Annotated in this window: 18 protein-coding genes; 17 read left to right on the forward strand and 1 reads right to left on the reverse strand. The window is 37.6% G+C overall.

Features of this window, described 5'->3' with window-relative positions:
• Positions 1-210 precede the first annotated feature (210 nt).
• From HNQ94_RS04785 to HNQ94_RS04860, 16 genes are all read left to right on the forward strand, one after another.
• Entirely contained in the window at positions 211-1,080 is an 870-nt protein-coding gene (locus HNQ94_RS04785) for an amidohydrolase family protein (RefSeq protein WP_174494819.1), read from the forward strand.
• Between the two features lie 44 nt (positions 1,081-1,124).
• On the forward strand, positions 1,125-2,189 hold the full coding sequence (locus HNQ94_RS04790) for an NAD(P)H-dependent flavin oxidoreductase (protein WP_174495151.1): 1,065 nt from the start codon (positions 1,125-1,127) through the stop codon (positions 2,187-2,189).
• 559 nt (positions 2,190-2,748) lie between these two features.
• Positions 2,749-3,639, forward strand: coding sequence for a nitrilase-related carbon-nitrogen hydrolase (locus HNQ94_RS04795; protein ID WP_174494818.1), 891 nt, complete (start codon positions 2,749-2,751; stop codon positions 3,637-3,639).
• Positions 3,640-3,751: 112 nt separating this feature from the next.
• Positions 3,752-5,125, forward strand: a complete 1,374-nt coding sequence (locus HNQ94_RS04800; RefSeq protein ID WP_246199919.1) for an NAD(P)-dependent oxidoreductase — start codon at positions 3,752-3,754, stop codon at positions 5,123-5,125.
• Between the two features lie 41 nt (positions 5,126-5,166).
• Positions 5,167-6,450 carry an NAD-dependent dihydropyrimidine dehydrogenase subunit PreA gene (preA, locus tag HNQ94_RS04805; protein ID WP_174494816.1) on the forward strand — a complete coding sequence of 428 codons (1,284 nt, stop codon included), beginning with the start codon at positions 5,167-5,169 and terminating at the stop codon, positions 6,448-6,450.
• Positions 6,451-6,492: 42 nt separating this feature from the next.
• A complete protein-coding gene (gene hydA, locus HNQ94_RS04810; protein WP_174494815.1) occupies positions 6,493-7,905 on the forward strand; it encodes a dihydropyrimidinase in 1,413 nt (470 codons plus the stop codon).
• A gap of 189 nt (positions 7,906-8,094) precedes the next feature.
• Positions 8,095-9,570, forward strand: coding sequence for an NCS1 family transporter (locus HNQ94_RS04815; RefSeq protein WP_174494814.1), 1,476 nt, complete (start codon positions 8,095-8,097; stop codon positions 9,568-9,570).
• 51 nt (positions 9,571-9,621) lie between these two features.
• A complete protein-coding gene (locus tag HNQ94_RS04820) occupies positions 9,622-9,852 on the forward strand; it encodes a hypothetical protein (RefSeq protein ID WP_174494813.1) in 231 nt (76 codons plus the stop codon).
• A 33-nt stretch (positions 9,853-9,885) separates the two neighbouring features.
• Positions 9,886-10,122 (forward strand): hypothetical protein, encoded by a 237-nt coding sequence (locus HNQ94_RS04825; RefSeq protein ID WP_174494812.1) that lies wholly within the window; start codon positions 9,886-9,888, stop codon positions 10,120-10,122.
• 124 nt (positions 10,123-10,246) lie between these two features.
• On the forward strand, positions 10,247-11,881 hold the full coding sequence (locus HNQ94_RS04830) for a PucR family transcriptional regulator (RefSeq protein WP_174494811.1): 1,635 nt from the start codon (positions 10,247-10,249) through the stop codon (positions 11,879-11,881).
• 176 nt (positions 11,882-12,057) lie between these two features.
• Entirely contained in the window at positions 12,058-13,518 is a 1,461-nt protein-coding gene (locus HNQ94_RS04835; protein ID WP_174494810.1) for a CoA-acylating methylmalonate-semialdehyde dehydrogenase, read from the forward strand.
• Positions 13,519-13,546: 28 nt separating this feature from the next.
• A complete protein-coding gene (locus tag HNQ94_RS04840; protein WP_174494809.1) occupies positions 13,547-14,899 on the forward strand; it encodes an aspartate aminotransferase family protein in 1,353 nt (450 codons plus the stop codon).
• 31 nt (positions 14,900-14,930) lie between these two features.
• Positions 14,931-16,034 (forward strand): alanine dehydrogenase, encoded by a 1,104-nt coding sequence (ald, locus tag HNQ94_RS04845; RefSeq protein ID WP_174494808.1) that lies wholly within the window; start codon positions 14,931-14,933, stop codon positions 16,032-16,034.
• A 388-nt stretch (positions 16,035-16,422) separates the two neighbouring features.
• Positions 16,423-17,274, forward strand: coding sequence for a GNAT family N-acetyltransferase (locus HNQ94_RS04850; RefSeq protein ID WP_174494807.1), 852 nt, complete (start codon positions 16,423-16,425; stop codon positions 17,272-17,274).
• 347 nt (positions 17,275-17,621) lie between these two features.
• Positions 17,622-18,098 carry a DUF2975 domain-containing protein gene (locus HNQ94_RS04855; RefSeq protein ID WP_174494806.1) on the forward strand — a complete coding sequence of 159 codons (477 nt, stop codon included), beginning with the start codon at positions 17,622-17,624 and terminating at the stop codon, positions 18,096-18,098.
• A 10-nt stretch (positions 18,099-18,108) separates the two neighbouring features.
• Entirely contained in the window at positions 18,109-18,315 is a 207-nt protein-coding gene (locus tag HNQ94_RS04860; protein ID WP_174494805.1) for a helix-turn-helix domain-containing protein, read from the forward strand.
• 87 nt (positions 18,316-18,402) lie between these two features.
• Here the strand turns inward: HNQ94_RS04860 and HNQ94_RS04865 are convergent, their stop codons facing one another.
• Entirely contained in the window at positions 18,403-18,843 is a 441-nt protein-coding gene (locus HNQ94_RS04865) for a cell wall hydrolase (protein WP_174494804.1), read from the reverse strand.
• 287 nt (positions 18,844-19,130) lie between these two features.
• Between HNQ94_RS04865 and HNQ94_RS04870 the strand changes: the two genes are divergently transcribed.
• Positions 19,131-19,910, forward strand: a complete 780-nt coding sequence (locus tag HNQ94_RS04870) for a nitroreductase family protein (RefSeq protein ID WP_174494803.1) — start codon at positions 19,131-19,133, stop codon at positions 19,908-19,910.
• The last annotated feature ends 37 nt before the right edge of the window (positions 19,911-19,947 follow it).

A 19,947-nucleotide genomic window follows, 5' to 3' on the forward strand; every position in this document is an offset into this window, starting at 1 on the left:
TGCTGATTTTGACTAGTGTCGGGTATTTGTCATTTTACAGCCACTTACTAGAGGTCTGTTTTGGCATACAGAATTCCTCAAAATTCAATTTGTTTTATTGAAGCCTGCTTGGAAGATATATTTGTTTAACTAGCCATAATCCATAATAAAGGGATTTTACTTCTGTATGTCGTAGAAAATAAAAGAGTAAAATTAAGGGAGGTTATGTAAATGATTGTTGATTGTCATTTTCATGTTGATGAGACGATGTTGACTTTAGACAAAATGATGGAGAGCATGGAACACCATCATATAGCAAAAACAGTGCTTATTTCTCCTATGAATGAAACAATGTTCGAAGTGGAGAGTACCTTCCAACACAATCTTCAACGGCTTTTCCGCATTCTTATTCTCCATGTGCCAACAGTTGGATTAAAAATCTATGATGGCCTCGTTACAGATGGGAAGTTGAACCTTTATGGGAATGCATACAAAGTCTTAACCGAGCCAAACAATAAAGTAGTGGAAGAAGCTATTACTAGATTTCCAGATAGGTTTCTTGGCTGGGCTACAGTTAACCCCTTACTACATGAATCAATAGAGGAAGTAAAAAGGTATCTGGAAAAGCCAGGTTTTGTCGGTGTAAAAGCTCATCCATTTATGCATCAATATAGTATTCAAACTTTAGATCCTGTTGCAGAAATGTGTGAGAAACTTGGAAAACCAATGATTATTCATTTATCTGCTGAAAAAGATTCCTATAAATACTTACCGGAAAATTACCCCGACCTTAAATTAATATATGCCCATGCGGGACTTCCTTTTTGGAAAAACCTCTGGAAATACATTAGTAATAAACCAAATGTATATGTCGATACATCTAGCGACTATCTTAATCCTTCTATTGTCAAACAAACAGTGAAAGCTCTCGGGTACGAAAAAGTGCTATATGGGTGTGACGGGCCATACGGAATGACCAAGTTTAACGAATATGATTATGCAGAAAAGAAGTCCTGGATTAAACAACTACCAATCACAGATAGCGAAAAAGAATGCATACTAGGAAAAAATTTTTTACAACTAATTGGGGGCACTGAATGAAGCTTTCTTCCTATTTAAAGCTAAAAAATCGAAAGGTGAGTATGATGTTTCCTAACAAACTGACGAAACTCCTGCAAATTAAATACCCGATTATTCAAGCACCAATGGCTGGTGGAGTAACCACAACAGAATTAGTTGCTTCCGTATCCAATAACGGCTGTCTCGGTATGATAGGTGCGGGGTATATGAGCCCTGTTGAATTAAGGAAGCAAATTAAAGAAGTACGGCAGTTAACCTCAAATAACTTTGGGGTAAACATGTTTATTCCGAACAATTTTCTTGTTTCAGGTAGAGAAATTGAAAATGCAAATCTACTGCTAGAGCCTTTTCGTCATTTGTTAGAAATAGAGGGAAACGGGGTAGATCTTCCTACTTTTGAAAACTTACAAGCAACATATACGGAGCAATGGAAAATTGTGTTAGAAGAAAAAGTACCTGTTTGTTCCTTTACTTTTGGTGTACCCTCTGAGCATGTTCTAAAGGAATTGAAACAGCATAATATTGTTTTAGTTGGAACTGCAACAACGGTAAGAGAAGCTATTGAAATCGAAAAAATCGGTATGGATATAGTCGTCGTGCAGGGAAGTGAAGCAGGAGGTCACCGGGGAAATTTCATCAGTGTTCACACAGACAGTTTAATTGGTTTAATGTCACTTATTCCACAAGTCGCTGACAATGTGAAGATTCCTGTTGTCGCCGCAGGAGGAATAATGGATGGAAGAGGATTAATGGCATCCATCTGCTTAGGTGCACAAGGTGTTCAAATGGGAACGGCTTTTTTAACTTGTGAAGAAAGTGGGGCGCATCCAATTCACAAACAAGCTATCCTTCAGTCTAGTGAAGACCAAACAGTACTGACACGTGCCTTTTCCGGAAAATGGGCGAGGGGGATTAGGAATAAATTTGTGGATGAAATGAGGGGACAGGAAAAACTTCTACCAGATTTTCCTATACAGAACAGCTTAACGAAATGGATAAGAAAAGCTTCTTCTACTCAAAATAATCAAGCGTATATGTCGCTTTGGTCTGGCCAGAGTCCTAGACTAGCTAAAAACCAAACCGTTGCAAGTCTCATTACTAGTGTGATAGATGAGTGCAAAAGATTTTAACTCATGTCTGCTCCTTGTTGTATACAAATCGACAAAGAGCAGACATTTTTGTATTAATTACTATCAATCCGCGAAGATACCAGAAAAAAATAACGCTTATAAAGGTGTATCATTTGTTTTTTAAAAAATTTGTACGACCTTACACCTTTCTACAAATTTTTGAAATCTATTATGCTATTGTAGTTTGTACAATATATTAACATAATGTACCACTTCATTTTTTTACCTACTACATCTACATGTTTACTTCTTGAGGAATCCTTTCTTCATATGAAATGAGTATTTTTCGTATCTTACAGTGTGAAACATAATAAAAGCACATCATTTCACAGGGTGTATAATGCAAACGAGCCTGGAAAAAAGTAAAATAAATGTAAACTTCTAACTATTCAGTAAATTCTGCAAAAAATCCTCCATGGAAACTCTACACCCTACCTTAGTCATTCTTTCGTAAAAAAAAATAATGTAAGCGTTTTCTTAAACTGGTTGTTCAAGTAGCTAATATACTCATATTAGTTATTGTACTCAATAAAAATAAATATTTTAGGAGGTCTTTCAGATGTCTGATAACGTGAAAATTGGACTTATTCAAGCTACTAATGATGTGCATGGTGATGAACCAGTACAGGTGCACAAAGAAAAGGCAATTGAGAAGCACATTAAGCTTGTAAGGGAAGCTAAAACGAAGGGTGCTCAGATTATTTGTTTGCAAGAAATCTTTTATGGACCTTATTTTTGCTCCGAACAAAATACGAAGTGGTACGATGCAGCAGAAGAAATTCCAAACGGACCAACGACAAAGCTTTTTCAGGATCTTGCAAAAGAATTGGAAGTCGTCATTGTATTACCTATCTATGAAGTAGAAGGAATTTCTACTTACTATAATACAGCTGCAGTTATTGATGCAGACGGTTCCTATTTAGGAAAGTATCGGAAACAACATATTCCCCACGTAGGAGTAGGCAATGAAGGATGTGGTTTCTGGGAGAAATTCTATTTTAAGCCTGGAAATCTAGGATATCCAGTATTTGATACAGCCTTTGCAAAAATTGGCGTATACATTTGCTATGATCGCCATTTCCCTGAAGGTGCAAGAATACTAGGTTTAAAAGGAGCAGAAATTGTCTTCAATCCTTCCGCAACAGTAGCTGGCCTTTCTGAATACTTATGGAAACTTGAGCAGCCTGCACATGCGGTGGCGAATGGATACTATCTCGGTGCTATTAATCGTGTTGGCGTGGAAGCCCCTTGGAATATGGGTGAGTTTTATGGGCAGTCATACCTTGTTGATCCACGTGGAAACTTTGTTGCAACAGCAAGTAGGGATAAGGATGAAGTGATTATCGGGGAAATGAATAAGAAAATGATTCGTGAAGTACGAGATACATGGCAATTTTATCGCGACCGTAGACCAGAAACCTATGAGGATATGACGGCTTTATTGCCTTAAGGTAGGTCAATATCAATCAGGGCTTTACCTTTCAACACAACAAGTAAAGCCCTTTATATATATGCTCCCTAATAAAAGGAGCTTCTACGTTTGCGAAAAGGAGGTTATTCGTTTGAGTAATACTAGCTACTCAAAAATTTCATTAACTGATTTAAGTAGCAATTTTCAAGAGGTTCATCCTGGTTTAACAGATCAGGAAGCTATGGAAGAATCGAATCGATGTTTATATTGCTACGATGCCCCTTGTATTACTGCCTGTCCAACTGGAATTGATATCCCAACATTCATCAAAAAAATCGCCTCAGGAAATGTAAAAGGTTCAGCAAAAACAATTATGACGGAAAACCCTGTTGGAGCAAGCTGTGCACGTGTTTGCCCAACGGAAGAGTTGTGTGAAGGTGCCTGTGTTTTAAACCATTCGACAAAACCAATTATGATCGGTGATCTCCAACGCTATGCGACAGATTGGGCAATTAAAAATGAACAGGTGCTGTTTAAGGCTGGTAACAAAAATGGAAAATCTGTCGCCATTGTTGGTGGTGGTCCCGCTGGTTTATCAGCTGCCCGAGAGCTTGCCTTATTAGGATACGACGTGACCATTTTTGAAGCGGAGGATAAAGCAGGAGGACTAGATACATATGGAATTGTATCCTTCAGACTGCCGAAAGAAATTTCCTTCTGGGAAGTAAAACAAGTAGAAAGTCTGGATGTAAAAATTCGAACAAATACTCGTGTAGGAGAAGACATTTCTGTAAAGGAAATCATGAACACTTATGATGTTGTTGTTTTGGCAATTGGTATGTCAAGCGTTCCAAACTTAGGCATAGACGGGGAAGATTTAAATGGTGTGTACGATGCGATTGATTTTGTAAAAGAAACGAAGACAAAACCAATTACAAATCAATTTCTTGGAAAACGAGTGGTCGTCATCGGTGCAGGTAACACAGCTATTGATGGGGCAACTTGTTCTGTTAGGCTCGGTGCGGAAAATGTAAAAATTCTCTACCGCCGTACAGTTGAAGAAATGACTGCCTATGATTTTGAATACGAGTTTGCCAAGCAAGATGGAGTTGAATTTAGATGGCTGACGACACCGAAACGAATTATTGGCGATGAAAATGGCAATGTAAAGGCCATTGAATGTATCAAAATGGAGTTAGGTGAACCCGATAGTGATGGACGCCGTAGACCGATTCCAATCGAAGGGTCGGAATTCATACTAGAAGTGGATGCTGTTATTAAAGCAATTGGTCAATCTAGGTATGTAGACATGATTGAGCAATTTGGTTTAGAGCATAATGGTGGGGTAGTCAAAATTGACCGAAATACCAATCAAACATCGAACAAGAAAGTTTATGCATGTGGAGACGTAACGTTTGGTAAAGGATTAGGTGAAGCGATGGTCGTCTCTGCTGCTCAGCAAGGTAAAGAAACGGCTTATGCCATTCACCAGTCATTGTTTGGGTCTGTTACTGAAACAGCATAAAGGACAACGAGTGTAAGTAGAAAACCAAGGGAGGTTAGTTCATGGCGGATTTACGCATTAATTTAGCAGGGATTGAATCACCCAATCCATTTTGGTTAGCTTCTGCTCCTCCAACGAATTCGGGGTACCAGGTGCAACGTGCTTTTGAAGCAGGGTGGGGAGGAGCTGTTTGGAAAACGTTAGGGGATCCAATCCTAAATGTTTCATCTCGATTTGCGGCGGTAAATTTTAATGGCCAGCGAGTAGCAGGTTTTAACAATATTGAGTTGATTACAGACCGTCCATTAGAAGTGAACTTAAAAGAAATTTATGAAACAAAAAAACGGTTTCCAGACCATGCGATCATTGCATCACTTATGGTTGAACCAAATCAAGCGGCTTGGCACGAAATTGTTAAACGGGTAGAAGATGTTGGAGTTGACGGTCTTGAACTCAATTTTGGCTGTCCGCATGGAATGGCAGAAAGAGGAATGGGCTCTGCATCTGGTCAAGTGCCTGAGTTAGTAGAGAAACAAACCTATTGGGTTAAGGAAGTAGCCAAGACACCTGTCATTGTTAAGCTTACGCCTAACATAACGGATATTACCGTAACAGCGGAATCTGCAGTGCAAGGGGGAGCAGACGCTGTTAGTATGATCAATACGATAAATAGTCTTGCTGGTGTTGATTTAGATACGTGGAATACAATTCCACATGTTGCCGGAAAAGGTGCCCATGGTGGCTACTGTGGACCAGCCGTCAAACCAATCGCACTTAATATGGTTGGGGAATGTGCCAGAAATGCCAATATTAATGTTCCGATTTCGGGAATTGGGGGAATTTCGAACTGGAAAGATGCTGTGGAGTATATGTTAATGGGAGCAACAGGTGTCCAAGTATGTACAGCAGCAATGCACCATGGATTTAGAATCGTGGAGGATATGATAGAAGGACTAGACACTTATTTAGATGAAAAAGGATTAGCTTCTGCGATGGACTTAGTCGGAAAATCGGTACCGAGGTATTCTGATTGGGGTGATCTAGATTTAAACTACAATATTGTAGCTAGAATTAATAACGATATTTGCATTAACTGTAACAAGTGTCATATCGCATGTGAGGATACAGCTCACCAATGTATCGATATGTTGAAGGACGGAAACGGGAAGGACATCTTGCAAGTGAGGGAGGAAGACTGTGTAGGATGTAACTTGTGTTCTATCGTATGCCCAGTAGACGGAGCAATTGAAATGGTAGAGGTTCCAAATGAGTTACCTTCCATGACATGGAACGAACGCCAAGCTGTTTTAAGTTCTACTTTAACTAGTCAAGCAATGAAAAAGTAGATTCATAGTTTTTAATAGATAAGTATGTAAAGGAGGAAAAGCATGAAAAAAGTGATCAAAAATGGAATGATTGTAACGGCTACAGATACGTATGAAGCTGACGTTTGTATTGAAAATGGAGTTATTAGTCTAATTGGGGAAAATCTGTCCACACAAGATGCAGAAGTAATCGATGCATCTGGATGTTATGTCTTTCCGGGTGGTGTTGATCCTCATACGCATTTAGAAATGCCTTTTGGTGGAACTGTTTCGAAAGATGATTTTGAAACAGGTACGATTGCAGCCGCTTACGGTGGCACGACGTCGATTATTGACTTCTGTATTACTAAAAAAGGTGAACCATTGCAAAATTCTATTGATGTGTGGCATGCCAAATCAAAGGATAAAGCGGTTATTGATTATGGATTCCACTTAATGATTGGGGAAATGAATGATCGTGTTTTAAATGAACTTCCTTCCGTTATTGAGGAAGAGGGAATTACTTCTTTTAAAGTATTTATGGCTTATAAAAATGTACTGCAGGCGGATGATGAAACGCTTTTCGAAACGTTAATTGCAGCAAAAGAGCTTGGAGCACTTGTAATGGTTCATGCAGAAAATGGAGATGTGATTGACTATTTAGTTAAAAAGGCATTAGCTGATGGAAATACAGACCCCATTTATCATGCCTTAACTAGACCGCAAGAAATAGAAGGGGAAGCAACAGGGAGAGCAGCCACTTTTACAGGTTTAGCAGATTCTCAACTTTATGTTGTGCACGTATCTTGTGCCGATGCAGCTAAGCAAATAGCCGATGCGAGAGACAAAGGAATCGACGTATGGGGTGAAACGTGTCCCCAGTACTTAGTATTAGATCAATCTTATTTAGAAAGACCTAATTTTGAAGGTGCAAAATATGTTTGGTCACCACCATTACGTGAAAAGTGGAATCAAGATTTCTTATGGAATGCCTTAAGAACAGGTCAACTTCAAACAATCGGGTCAGACCAATGTTCCTTTGACTTTAAAGGGCAGAAAGATTTAGGAAAAGGGGATTTCTCCAAAATTCCAAATGGAGGTCCAATGATTGAAGATAGATTTAGTATCTTATTTTCTGAAGGTGTTAAAAAAGGAAGAATTACGTTAAATCAGTTTGTAGATATTATTTCTACTAGAGCTGCGAAATTATTTGGTTTATACCCTAAAAAAGGAACCATAGCTGCTGGTGTTGACGCTGATATCGTCATTTTTGATCCAACAGTGGAACGAACAATTTCTAAAGAAGCACATCACATGGCAGTAGATTATAACGCGTTTGAAGGCATGAAAGTTACAGGAGAACCAGTTTCCGTATTGTCACGCGGGGAGTTTGTCATTCGTGATAAACAATTCGTTGGTAAAGTTGGATCTGGTGAATATTTAAAACGAGCAAAATATGGCTCCACATTTAAACGAGAGAGCCCGTTAACGACTTAAAGTAAGCACCTACACAGATACAATTTACATCGATTGTCTATCAGTTTTAATACATTTACTAAAAAGTGCCTTTTTAAAAGGGAGAGAGTAAAATATGCATTTCTCTCTCCTGTAACAAAATCATGTGTACACGTATTTCTTTAGATTTCAGAATATTTTGAAAATAAACAAGAAAAAGAGGTGTTCGGGATGGAGAAAGGCGGAAATTATTTAAAGTCACCAGATTTATTACCTATTAATCATGGTGATCGGAAAATAAGTGCGTTTGGATTTGCTGTTATATGGGTTGGGATGGCCGTTGTATTAGCGGCGTTTGCTATTGGTGGTGATGGAATACAAAGCTTATCCCTTGGCTGGGTAATTGTTGCGACCATTATCGGATCGGTTCTTATTGGAATTTTTATGACTATTATAGGAGATATAGGCGTGGAGCACGGACTGTCATTTCCGGTTTACATGCGGGCACCATTCGGAACCGTCGGGACACATTTCCCTTCCTTAGTCCGTGGTATTACAGCATCCTGTTGGTTTGGTATTAATACGTATTTCGGTTCTACTGCAATGAATGGAATTTTAAATGCACTTTTTGGCTTTGATAATTGGTTTGTCTGTTTCTTAATCTTTGCTGCAGTTCAATTAATTAATACAGCATTAGGGATTAAGGCTGTAGAGAGATTTGCTGATTTAGCAGCACCGACCATTATCCTTATTTCTTCTTGGATGTACATTTCTCTATCAGACAAAGCATTGGCACAAGGGAGAGATGTTTGGACTTGGATTGAAAACCCTGTTACGGGTGGAGCAGCCTTTACTGCTTTCATGGTAGTAGTAATGGCAAACATGGGATTCTGGGCAACACTTGCTGCAGATATGCCTTCTTTATCACGATTTTTTAAAGCACCAAAAAACGAGCGCAACTGGTTTAAGCGTAACAAGGCACAATTAATGGGGAGTATTGTGGCTATGCCGATTGTAAATACGTTTATGGTCGTGATTGGAGCTGTGTCTTATGTTGCAGTAATGAATTACGACCCTGTTGTTGGGCTTCAAGAGGCAGCGAGTGGATTTATTCTTGGGATTCTACTATTAATGATTGTCCTTGCGCAATGGTCTACGAATACATCAGCTAACGTTATTCCTGCTGCTGTTATTTTCTCCAATGTCGGTGGACCTAAAGTACCGTTTTGGGTTGGGGTTATCATGGCTGGTGTAGTTGGTATGCTTGTTCAGCCTTGGAGTTTATTCGGTATTATCATTCCTGCGTTACTCGTTATTGGTGGAATTTTATCCGCTATTGTAGGGATATTGTTTGTAGATTATTACATCCTTCGAAAGAGACGTGTAAATGTTCATGATCTTTACGAAACACATGGGCAATTTAGATATATGAATGGTGTAAATATGGCTGGGTTACTGGCGTGGGTAGTAGGCGGTTTGGCTTCTTATTTCGTTTCCACCTATTCCTTCTTTGTTGGATTCGGTATAGGCGGACTCGTTTATTACTTCTTGGCAAAGCATTGGTATTTTAAGAAATATAAACAAGCAGAAATCGAAGACCCTAGTGATGAAAAATATCTAGGAATTACAGTAGGACGTGACTGGATAATAGATGTACCACAAGAAGAAACCGTAATTGTCGCTGATCCTGTAGATACAAAAGCATAATTTTAAAGAAATTTCTATTTACAAACAAAAAGTAATCAAGGAGAGAGTAGCATGTCTGAATATCAAGATTTCCTTCATGAAAGGGATCGAATAGATTTTCTATTGCAGAAGGGATATAAAATTACGAATGTAACAGAGAATTTAAGTGGTGCATTTGTAGATTTTGAGAAAAGTGGGGAAAGTAATGGAGAAGCGCCACGAGAAACCCTTCACATCTTAAATGCAGATGCCCGAAAATATTTTTCTGCTATGTTAATGAAACAACAAAAAGAAGAAGTATAAAGGTTTCAAATAAGTGAGGAAATGAGGGATAATTTGGAATTCATATTACAGTCTAAAGATGGGGCATTTCCTTGTGAGATTACCATGGATGAAGATAACGGACGGTACATGATACGAAAAGCAGATACGAGTGGTGAAGTATTCAATACCCCATCTGAATTAGTTGAATGGGTTCAACAAAACTGGGTTTCCTATGATTTTGTGGACCAGGAGCAGTATAAAGATATGCTAAAGGCTTTTCATTCTTACTTATCAGAATCAAGCTATTAAGAAAAGAATATAAACTGGTGGATTCAATTTAGGTCTGCCAGTTTCTGTTCTTCCTTTTGGAAGTGTCAACCTGTAATTACTTTTACGTAATCGTTATAAAATTCAATTTTAAGGAGTTACAAAATTGAAATCTTATCTTACGGTAGAGGACATTTTACAAAGAAAACATTTTGAAGAAAGTGAAGTTGTGGCAGGATATGAGGGATTAAGCCGTTTAGTGAAATGGGTTCATGTTGTAGAAGTAACTAATATTCGAAACTTACTAAATGGAAACGAACTTATCTTATCCACTGGTGTAGCCTGGCAAGGAAAAAAAGAGCATTTCATTTCACTAGTAAAGCAATTAATTGCCTTACAAGCATCTGGTCTTTGTATTGAAATGGGTACATACACGACGATAATACCAGAAGAAGTGATCGAAATCGCTAATCGAGCACAATTCCCAATTATTTTGATACATAAAGAAGTGCCTTTTGTTGATATCACCCAGGATATTCATGGTCTCCTTATCAATCACCAATACAAAATCCTATCCGATTTAGAAAGCTATTCCCTAGAGTTGAGTAAAAAATTATTAACGATCGACCACTACAACGAAGTATTAAAAATGATTCGGAATTATTTACAAGTACAAGTCATGATTGTCTTTCATAAAAAAGAAGAGGTGCAATGCTTCCCAGATGTTATGGAGCAAGAACAAAGGACATTATTACAGGGGGTAAAAAGGGAAGGTGATTCTTTATCACACAAAACTCCATATTCCATTGCTAGATTACCAATCAAATTATTAGGAGAAACATATGCAGAGCTCATCATAGCATCAGATGAAAGGGAATTAACGGAATTTGATCACCTTATTTTAGATCGCACAGCAACGGCTCTAGCGGAGCTATTATTACGTGACCTTTATGTGGAAGAAAAGCGTAGAGTAGAAGAAACGAAATGGGTGATGAGCTGGTTAAGTGGAAAGGAAACAGAAGAGGGCATCTACGAGCATTTAGCTTTTCATTCGAGTACGGTAAAACCAAAAGGTGCCTTCGTTTGTATCGTTAAACTAGATTCTATTCCACAGAATATGTCCGTTCAATTAACGTATTTTAAGTTGGCCTTTCGATCTATTTTTGATCAGCAAGGCTTTTCGATGTTTGCGATAGAAAAGGCGAACAACATCATTTTCATTCTAGTCAATGAGAGAAGTCCTCAAACATGGAAAAAAAGAATGAAAGAAGGACTGACACGATTGAAAGCATCCGACGTTGTACGAAAAGGAATGAACAACAAGAAACCCCTTTTTGGTGTGGGGAAATTTGTTAATAAACTTTCCGATATTCATAAAAGCTACCAAAGTGCAGAGGAGACATTGCGAATAAAGGACCGACTTTCTGAGCAATCAGATAGCTATTTTTACGAGGACCTTCATGTTTTCCGCTTCATATCCTTATTAAGTAGAACAGTAGATTTAAATGAGGTAGTTGATGAGTACTTAGCTCCAGTCATAGAATATGATCGAAAATATAATGGCAAGCTGATGGAAACATTAAAGACATACTTAGTATGTAACGGTTCGAAACAAGAAACAGCAAGACAATTATTCATCGTCAGACAAACACTTTATCATCGCCTACATAAACTAGAAAAATTAATTGGGAAAGATTTTATGAAACATGAAAAGAGATTAGCTCTTGAATTCATGCTTCTTTCCTATGAATTTTTAACGACTTCCAAACCGATAGAGGAAAAGGATCATGATGCACTCTAGCTTTGGCTTGATGTTTTGTAAACAGGCGAGTGAGAGGGGTTTTATAGGGATTCAACCTGTGGAAAAATCCTAAATAGTTATCTTACAGACTGTCTAATGAAAGCCCTTTCAAAATGAAAGATAATTTATGTACAAAGTTATTTGAATATTTTGATATTAATGAGAGGATGAATGGTATGACTATAGTATCAAAAGAAACAACCATTTTACAAAACTATATTAATGGAGCGTGGGTAGATTCTCGAAGCACGAAAACGGAAGAGGTTGTTAACCCAGCAACTGGTGAAACACTAGTTAACGTTCCAATATCCTCACAAGAAGATGTAGATCTGGCAGTAAAGGCTGCTAAGGTAGCGTTCCAATCGTGGAAAAATACGCCTGTTCCAAAACGGGCGCGCATTTTTTATAAGTATCACCATTTATTAACGGAAAATCATGAAGAATTAGCCAGATTGATCGTACAAGAAAATGGTAAAGCGTTCAAGGAAGCGTATGGAGAAGTCCAAAGAGGGATAGAATGCGTGGAATTTGCTGCAGGAGCGCCAACGTTAATGATGGGGGAGACGTTGTCTAATATAGCCGAAAATATTGATTCGGAAATGTTCCGCTATCCACTTGGTGTCGTTGGTGGCATTACACCGTTTAACTTTCCTATGATGGTCCCGTTGTGGATGTTTCCATTAGCGATTGCATGCGGAAATACGTTTGTATTAAAGCCTTCAGAACGAACACCAATTTTAGCGAATAGACTTGCAGAATTATTGACAGAGGCCGGCGCTCCAAAAGGAGTATTAAATATCGTTCACGGTGCCCATGATGTTGTGAACGGACTGCTAGATCATGAGGATGTGAGTGCGATATCATTCGTTGGTTCTCAGCCCGTTGCAAAATATGTGTATGAAAGGGCTGCTGGCCAAGGGAAACGTGTGCAAGCCTTATCTGGAGCCAAAAACCACCATATTGTGATGCCAGATGCAGATATGGAGAAGGCAGTAGCAAATATCATTAGCTCCACTTTCGGAAGTGCAGGCCAGCGCTGCATGGCTTGTAGTGCCGTTGTGGTGGTCGGTGATGGAGAACCATTTATTGCAGCCTTAAAACAGAAGGCGGACGAATTAATTATCGGAAATGGATTAGATGAAGAGGTATTACTCACACCTGTTATTCGAGAAAGCCATCGAGCTAAGGTGTTGGATTATATTACGAAAGGTTTAGAAGAAGGGGCCACATTAATTAGAGATGGGAGAAAAGAGATGGAGGAAATGGCCGTCGGGAATTTTCTAGGAGCTACTATTTTCGATCATGTAACCCCTGATATGACAATAGCAAAGGATGAAATTTTCGCCCCAGTTTTAAGCCTGTTACGAGCAAAGGATTTAGAGGAAGGTCTAGATTACATTCGTAAATCACGTTATGGGAATGGAGCTACGATTTATACCCAGGATGCAAAAGCTGTTCGCCAATTTAGAGAAGAAGCAGATGCAGGTATGCTTGGCATAAATGTAGGAGTTCCGGCAACAATGGCCTTCTTCCCATTCTCTGGCTGGAAGGATTCCTTTTATGGTGATCTTCACGTAAATGGAAAAGATGGTTTAAACTTTTACACGCGTAAAAAAATGATTACTTCAAGATTTTAAAAATGTATGTGGGGGGAGGAAGTGAAATATGAGTAAAGTAAAACAACCCGGAAATTTATTAACGAAGGATACAGATTATGTGTGGCACTCTATGAAACCTTATAATCCAGAAGGAACGATGATTGTGGAAAAATCATCAGGTTCTTGGGTGACGGATCACAACGGGGATCGCTTTTTAGATGGGATGGCAGGTTTATGGTGTGTGAATGTTGGCTACGGCAGAACGGAACTTGCAGAAGCAGCTTATGAACAGCTAAAGGAGCTCGCCTATTTTCCGTTAACACAAAGCCACAAACCAGCAATTCAACTGGCAGAAAAACTAAACGAAATGCTTGGTGATGAATATGTCATTTTCTTTTCCAATAGTGGGTCAGAAGCAAATGAAACTGCCTTTAAAATTGCAAGGCAATATCATCAACAAAATGGGGACAATTCTAGGTATAAATTTATTTCGAGATATCGTGCTTACCACGGGAATTCTATGGGGTCGCTTGCGGCGACCGGTCAAGCACAGCGCAAGTATAAATATGAGCCACTTGCACCTGGGTTCATCCATGTAGCACCACCCGATACGTATCGTTCTCCAGAAATAGAAGGTACGAAGGCTCAAGATTTGAAATCTGTTCAAGATGTAGATCGAGTAATGACTTGGGAGTTAAGTGAAACGATTGCAGGCTTTATTATGGAGCCAATCATTACCGGTGGTGGGGTACTCGTTCCACCAGAAGAATATATGGCTGGTGTACAAGAGGTGTGTAAAAAACATGGAGCTCTGCTTATTTCGGATGAGGTCATCTGTGGGTTTGGCAGAACAGGAAAACCATTTGGCTATATGAATTACGGCGTAAAACCAGATATTATTACGATGGCAAAAGGGATTACGAGCGCTTATTTGCCTTTATCAGCAACAGCTGTAAAGAAGGAAATTTATGAATCGTTTAAAGGGTCAGAGGAATACGACTTTTTCCGTCACGTCAATACGTTTGGTGGTAGCCCAGCAGCCTGTGCGCTTGCATTGAAAAATATTGAAATTATGGAAAAGGAAAAACTATTTGATCGATCCAAACAATTAGGAAATCAGTTAAAACAAGATTTAGCTTCTCTTCTTCTTAATCATCTATATGTCGGTGACGTTAGAGGTAAAGGCTTACTCATTGGAATTGAGTTAGTAAAAGATAAAGCAACAAAGGAACCTCTTGAAACAGAGCTAGTGAATAAAGTAATAGCAGGCTGTAAGAAGAAAGGTCTCATTATCGGAAAAAATGGAGCAACCGTTGCAGGCTTTAACAATGTGTTAACGATTGCCCCTCCTCTTAATATAGAAGAAGAGGACCTTGCCTTTTTAACGAGGACATTAACGGAGGAAATTAATGCTTTATAGTTTTATGAATTGGATAGAAAGGTAGATGGTTATGAGGGTAGGTGTGCCGAAAGAAATAAAAAACAATGAAAATAGAGTAGCCTTAACACCTTCTGGGACTATGCAGTTGGTAAAACAAAATCATCAAGTGTTTATTGAAAAAGGTGCAGGGCTAACATCGGGCTTTTTTGATGAACTTTATATCGAAGCGGGTGCAACCATTGTAGATACTGCTGCTGATGCTTGGGCATGTGACATGGTAATAAAAGTAAAGGAGCCCATATCGGAAGAATACCAATATTTTTTTGATGGGCTAATCTTATTCACGTTTTTACATTTGGCTGCAGACAGGGAATTAACCATCGCTTTAATGGAGAAAAACGTGATTGCGATTTCCTATGAAACGGTGCAGCTATCTGATGGTTCATTGCCGCTTTTAACACCAATGAGTGAAGTAGCAGGAAGAATGGCCACGCAAATAGGCGCATCCTTTTTAGAAAAAACAAGAGGTGGAAAAGGTGTTCTTTTAGGGGGAGTACCTGGTGTTGAACGTGGGAAAGTAACAATTATTGGTGGTGGGGTTGTAGGTACTAATGCGGCCAAAATTGCTGTTGGTCTAGGTGCAAAAGTATCGATTATAGATGTCAATGCAACTAGATTAAGAGAATTGGATGATATTTTCGGAAATGCCATTACTGGTTTAATGTCCAATCCTTATACCATTGCAAAAGCAATCGAAGATTCCGACTTAGTAATCGGTGCAGTCTTAATTCCTGGTGCAAAAGCTCCAAAATTGGTAACGGAAGAAATGGTCTGCTTAATGGAGGAAGGTTCGGTTATAGTTGATGTCGCCATTGATCAAGGGGGAATATTTGAAACGGCTACTCATGTTACGACTCATGCGAATCCAACATATACGAGACAGGGTGTTGTGCATTATGCAGTCGGAAACATGCCAGGCGCTGTACCACGAACATCTACCCTTGCTTTAACTAATGTAACACTTCCTTATGTTTTACAAATAGCGAGTCAAGGATATAAGGGAGCTTTTGAAGAAAATGTTGCCCTTCAAAAAGGACTGAATGTGATAGGCGGGAAAATTGTAGTTGAAGGAGTTGCGATTGCTCATCAATTGCCGTATTCAGCAATGGTATGAGGATGGCAAAGAAAAAAAACCAAATATTAAAATAAGTAGCTCCGTTTGAAGACTCACTTACTTATCCTTAGGGACCAAATCTATGATTTGGCCCCTATTTTTTGTGTAAAATTGCAACTAATTTCTTTCCATATAAGTCTAATGTATAAATAATTATTGATTTAGTAACAAGATAGGAATAAAAAGGAGGATAACGATATAGATAAAAGTCAGAGTCAACAGTTTGCAAGGATTTGAATTTTACAATTGCTCGTTTACTTCAAAAGGAAAAGTATCAAAATCCAAATAGGTAACTGATTGATGATAAATCTTTACAAAATGATGAAAGATATACATTATTAGAGTAGGATTTGCAGTACCTTATATAAACAGATATGGGGGTTTAAAATTGTATAAAATAAAAAATTTAAAACAATGCTCTTTATCCCAAATTACGAATGCATGGAATGAAGGATTCTCTGACTATACGATTAATTTTCAGTTGCCGGAAGAAAAATTATTATTAATGCTCTATCAGAACGAACTCCAACCGTCCAGTTCATTTGTTGTTTTTGACGATGAAAAACCAGTTGGATTTATCTTTAATTCTATAAAAAGAATTGATGGTGTAATAAAAGCATGGAACGGTGGAACAGGAATTGCACCTAGTCATAGAGGACGTGGGATTAGTAAAATTCTAATGGAAGCAGCTGTACAAATTTATAAAGAAAATTCAGTAAAACTTGCAACACTTGAAGTGTTAACAAACAATACTAGTGCAATAAAACTATATGAAAAATATGGTTATACTAGACATAAATTACTTAAAGCATATAAAGCTACTCTGCCTTTATCTACCGAGCAATATGTTTATAACAGTTCACTTACATCGAAATTAAATATTAATGTTGAAAATCTATCATTTTATAATAAAGAAGTTGCTTGGGAGTCGATGAATAGCAATATACATAATAAAGAATCAATGGTAGTTTATAGAAACGAGAATCCAGTAGGATATGCGTTATATAAACGAGTTCAGAGTAAAGAACATACCCAAATTATATTATTGCAATTCGATGTGTGCCAAAAAGAAAGGAATATAGAAGAGATAGTTAATTTTGGTTTGTCTCAAATAACAAAGGGCGCACATTCTATACGAACTGGGGATTTTATATCTTCAAATGAATACATATATGGTGAGTTGGAAAAATTAGGACTTAACATTGTCGCGGAACGATTTTTAATGGAGTTACACTTGTAAACAAGGTAAATTAAACAATAGAATTTAGTAAATCACCGTAGTTTTCATACATAGAAGTATTGATGTTTTCCGCACAAAAAAATATACTTACTATCAAATCTTCAAACGCATTGTGTTTTCGAACGCAGTGCGTTTTTCTATGCTAATTACCTTACCTTTTGATTATTGTTTTCATTTTACTTTCTATATAAGGTAATGTCTTTCTTAAATATAAAAATATTTCATTATCCAAAACTTAAGAGTAATAAAAAACGATAATAACATAACGTTAAATAATATTTATTTATTGACAAACGATAAATAAATTTTTATAATCAAATTGAAATTAAATAAAAGAGGTGTTTTCTATGAAACTTGGATCCACACTGTTTTTAAAAATGACTGTTTTTCTTATGGGACTTCCAGTTATTGCACTATGTGTATATGGTCTATTCTTTTTAGTGAAAAATCCAATAAATCCGGACTTCGCTCATATCCTATATCCTATTTTAATTGGTATGTATGTATCTGTAATTCCGTTTTTCATCGCTTTGTATCAATCTTTTAACCTTTTAAGGTATATTGACAGGAACCAGGCATTCTCTGAGCTATCTGTTAAAGCACTTAAGAATATTAAGATCTGTGCAATATCAATCAGTGGAATTTATTTAGTCATTTTGCCATTTGTTTATATAGTGGCAGAGCTAGATGATGCACCGGGTCTCATTATAATTGGAATGGTTCCTGTTTTTGCATCATTGGTAATTGCAGTATTCGCTGCTGTTCTTCAGAAACTTCTACAAGAAGCGATAAATATAAAATCAGAAAACGATTTAACAGTCTGAGGTGAAATCAATGGCGATTATTATTAATATTGATGTGATGTTAGCGAAACGGAAAATGAGCGTAACAGAACTTTCAGAAAAGGTTGGTATTACAATGGCAAACCTTTCTGTTTTGAAAAATGGAAAAGCTAAAGCAATACGATTTTCCACATTAGAGGGGATTTGTAAGGCATTAGATTGTCAACCTGGTGATATTTTAGAGTACAAAAGTGAATAGGTCACTTCAGAATAATCCATAGTTTTTTAAAAGAGTGTTTCTCCTAAAACGATCAAAAAAAATCCCCACATTTTGTGGGAATTTTTTTTACCATTTATAAGCACCTTCGCATGTATTAGCCACTGGTTCATAATAACAATGTAGTTTGTATTTTCCGGTAAATGGCTGATTGTACCAAGTAGGTGGACATTCACCATATGGATTAAAATACCAAAGAGCATACTGGGAAGGGTGTTGTCTCCAATATTTTAACACTTGTTCAGCTAATCTTTTTTCTATTCCTCTTGCTGGGTTATAAAATAAGTTTCCTTTTTGTACTGCTTCAAAAGAATAATTTCCACCTTGCACCTGGTAAATTACATCGCGTATAGACCGTAAATCTTTAAAGTCTAGACAATCAGCTTTTAGTCGATTTACAATTACATTTCCAACCATTAGCATTCCAAGCCGTCCTTCACCCTCGGCTTCTGCCCTCATCATCCTTGCAATTAAATCAACATCACTTTCGGTATATGCTACTCTTGTCACTTTTCATCACCTCTAAAAGCATTGTATTAAAAGAAGCTTGCCCAAATGTAAGCTTTTTTGAATAGAACATGTACTAATTTCACAAGTAATATTTCTTTATTACATTTATTTTCAATGGATCATTTATGTGCAAAGGATAGGCAAATTCTTTTCTTGTTTAACAGACGAAAAGCTGTAAAAGGATGGAGGGTCTTTTGCTTATTGTTGCTTACATATACTTAATTCTATGGTATAGTTCTCATTAATAATATATTAATATAAGAAGCAATACATAGGAGAGTGATTCTTTGGAATTCAACGATGTTATACACGGGCACCGATCCATACGAGAATATGAAAACAGGGAAATAAGTCAAGAATTGCTTGAGCAAATATTAGACGCAGGTATTCGTGCTTCTTCAAGTGGCAATATGCAATCTTATTCCATTGTCGTGACAAGAGACAAAGAGTTGAGAGAAAAATTATACGGCCCACATATGGAACAATCGATGGTAGTTGATGCTCCTGTACTATTAACCTTTTGTGCTGATTTTAATAGAATGAGAAAATGGCTTGAGCTCAATGAAGCACCGGTACATTTTGATAATTTCATGAGTTTTATGATAGGTGCCATTGATGCGACCTTGGTATCACAAAATTGTGCTTTAGCTGCAGAAAATGCTGGACTAGGTATTTGCTATATGGGTTCCACACTTGCAAACTGTGATCAAATTGGTGAGCTACTAAACTTACCTCCAAATGTCGTACCAGTTGTGGGCTATTCATTAGGTTATCCAGCGGAAAACCCTGCAAAACGCGACCGACTTCCGAAACATGGGCTTGTTCACTATGAACAGTATCGTGATTATTCGGATGAAGAAATACTGGAAATTTATAAGGATAGAAATGAAAAGGGATGGAAACGCTACATGGACAACCCTAAGCTAAAGGAAATGACAGAACGATTAGGGTTAAAGAACCTTGCAGAAATCTATACCATTGCAAAGTACACGAAAGAATCTCATCATGAGTTTTCACAGACTGTTTTGAATTACTTAGAGAAGCAGAATTTTATGAATAACGAGTGAGAAGTGATGTTAATTCATAAGGGGAATATAATAAATT

The organism is Salirhabdus euzebyi, assembly GCF_014207435.1.
Taxonomy (GTDB): domain Bacteria; phylum Bacillota; class Bacilli; order Bacillales; family Alkalibacillaceae; genus Salirhabdus; species Salirhabdus euzebyi.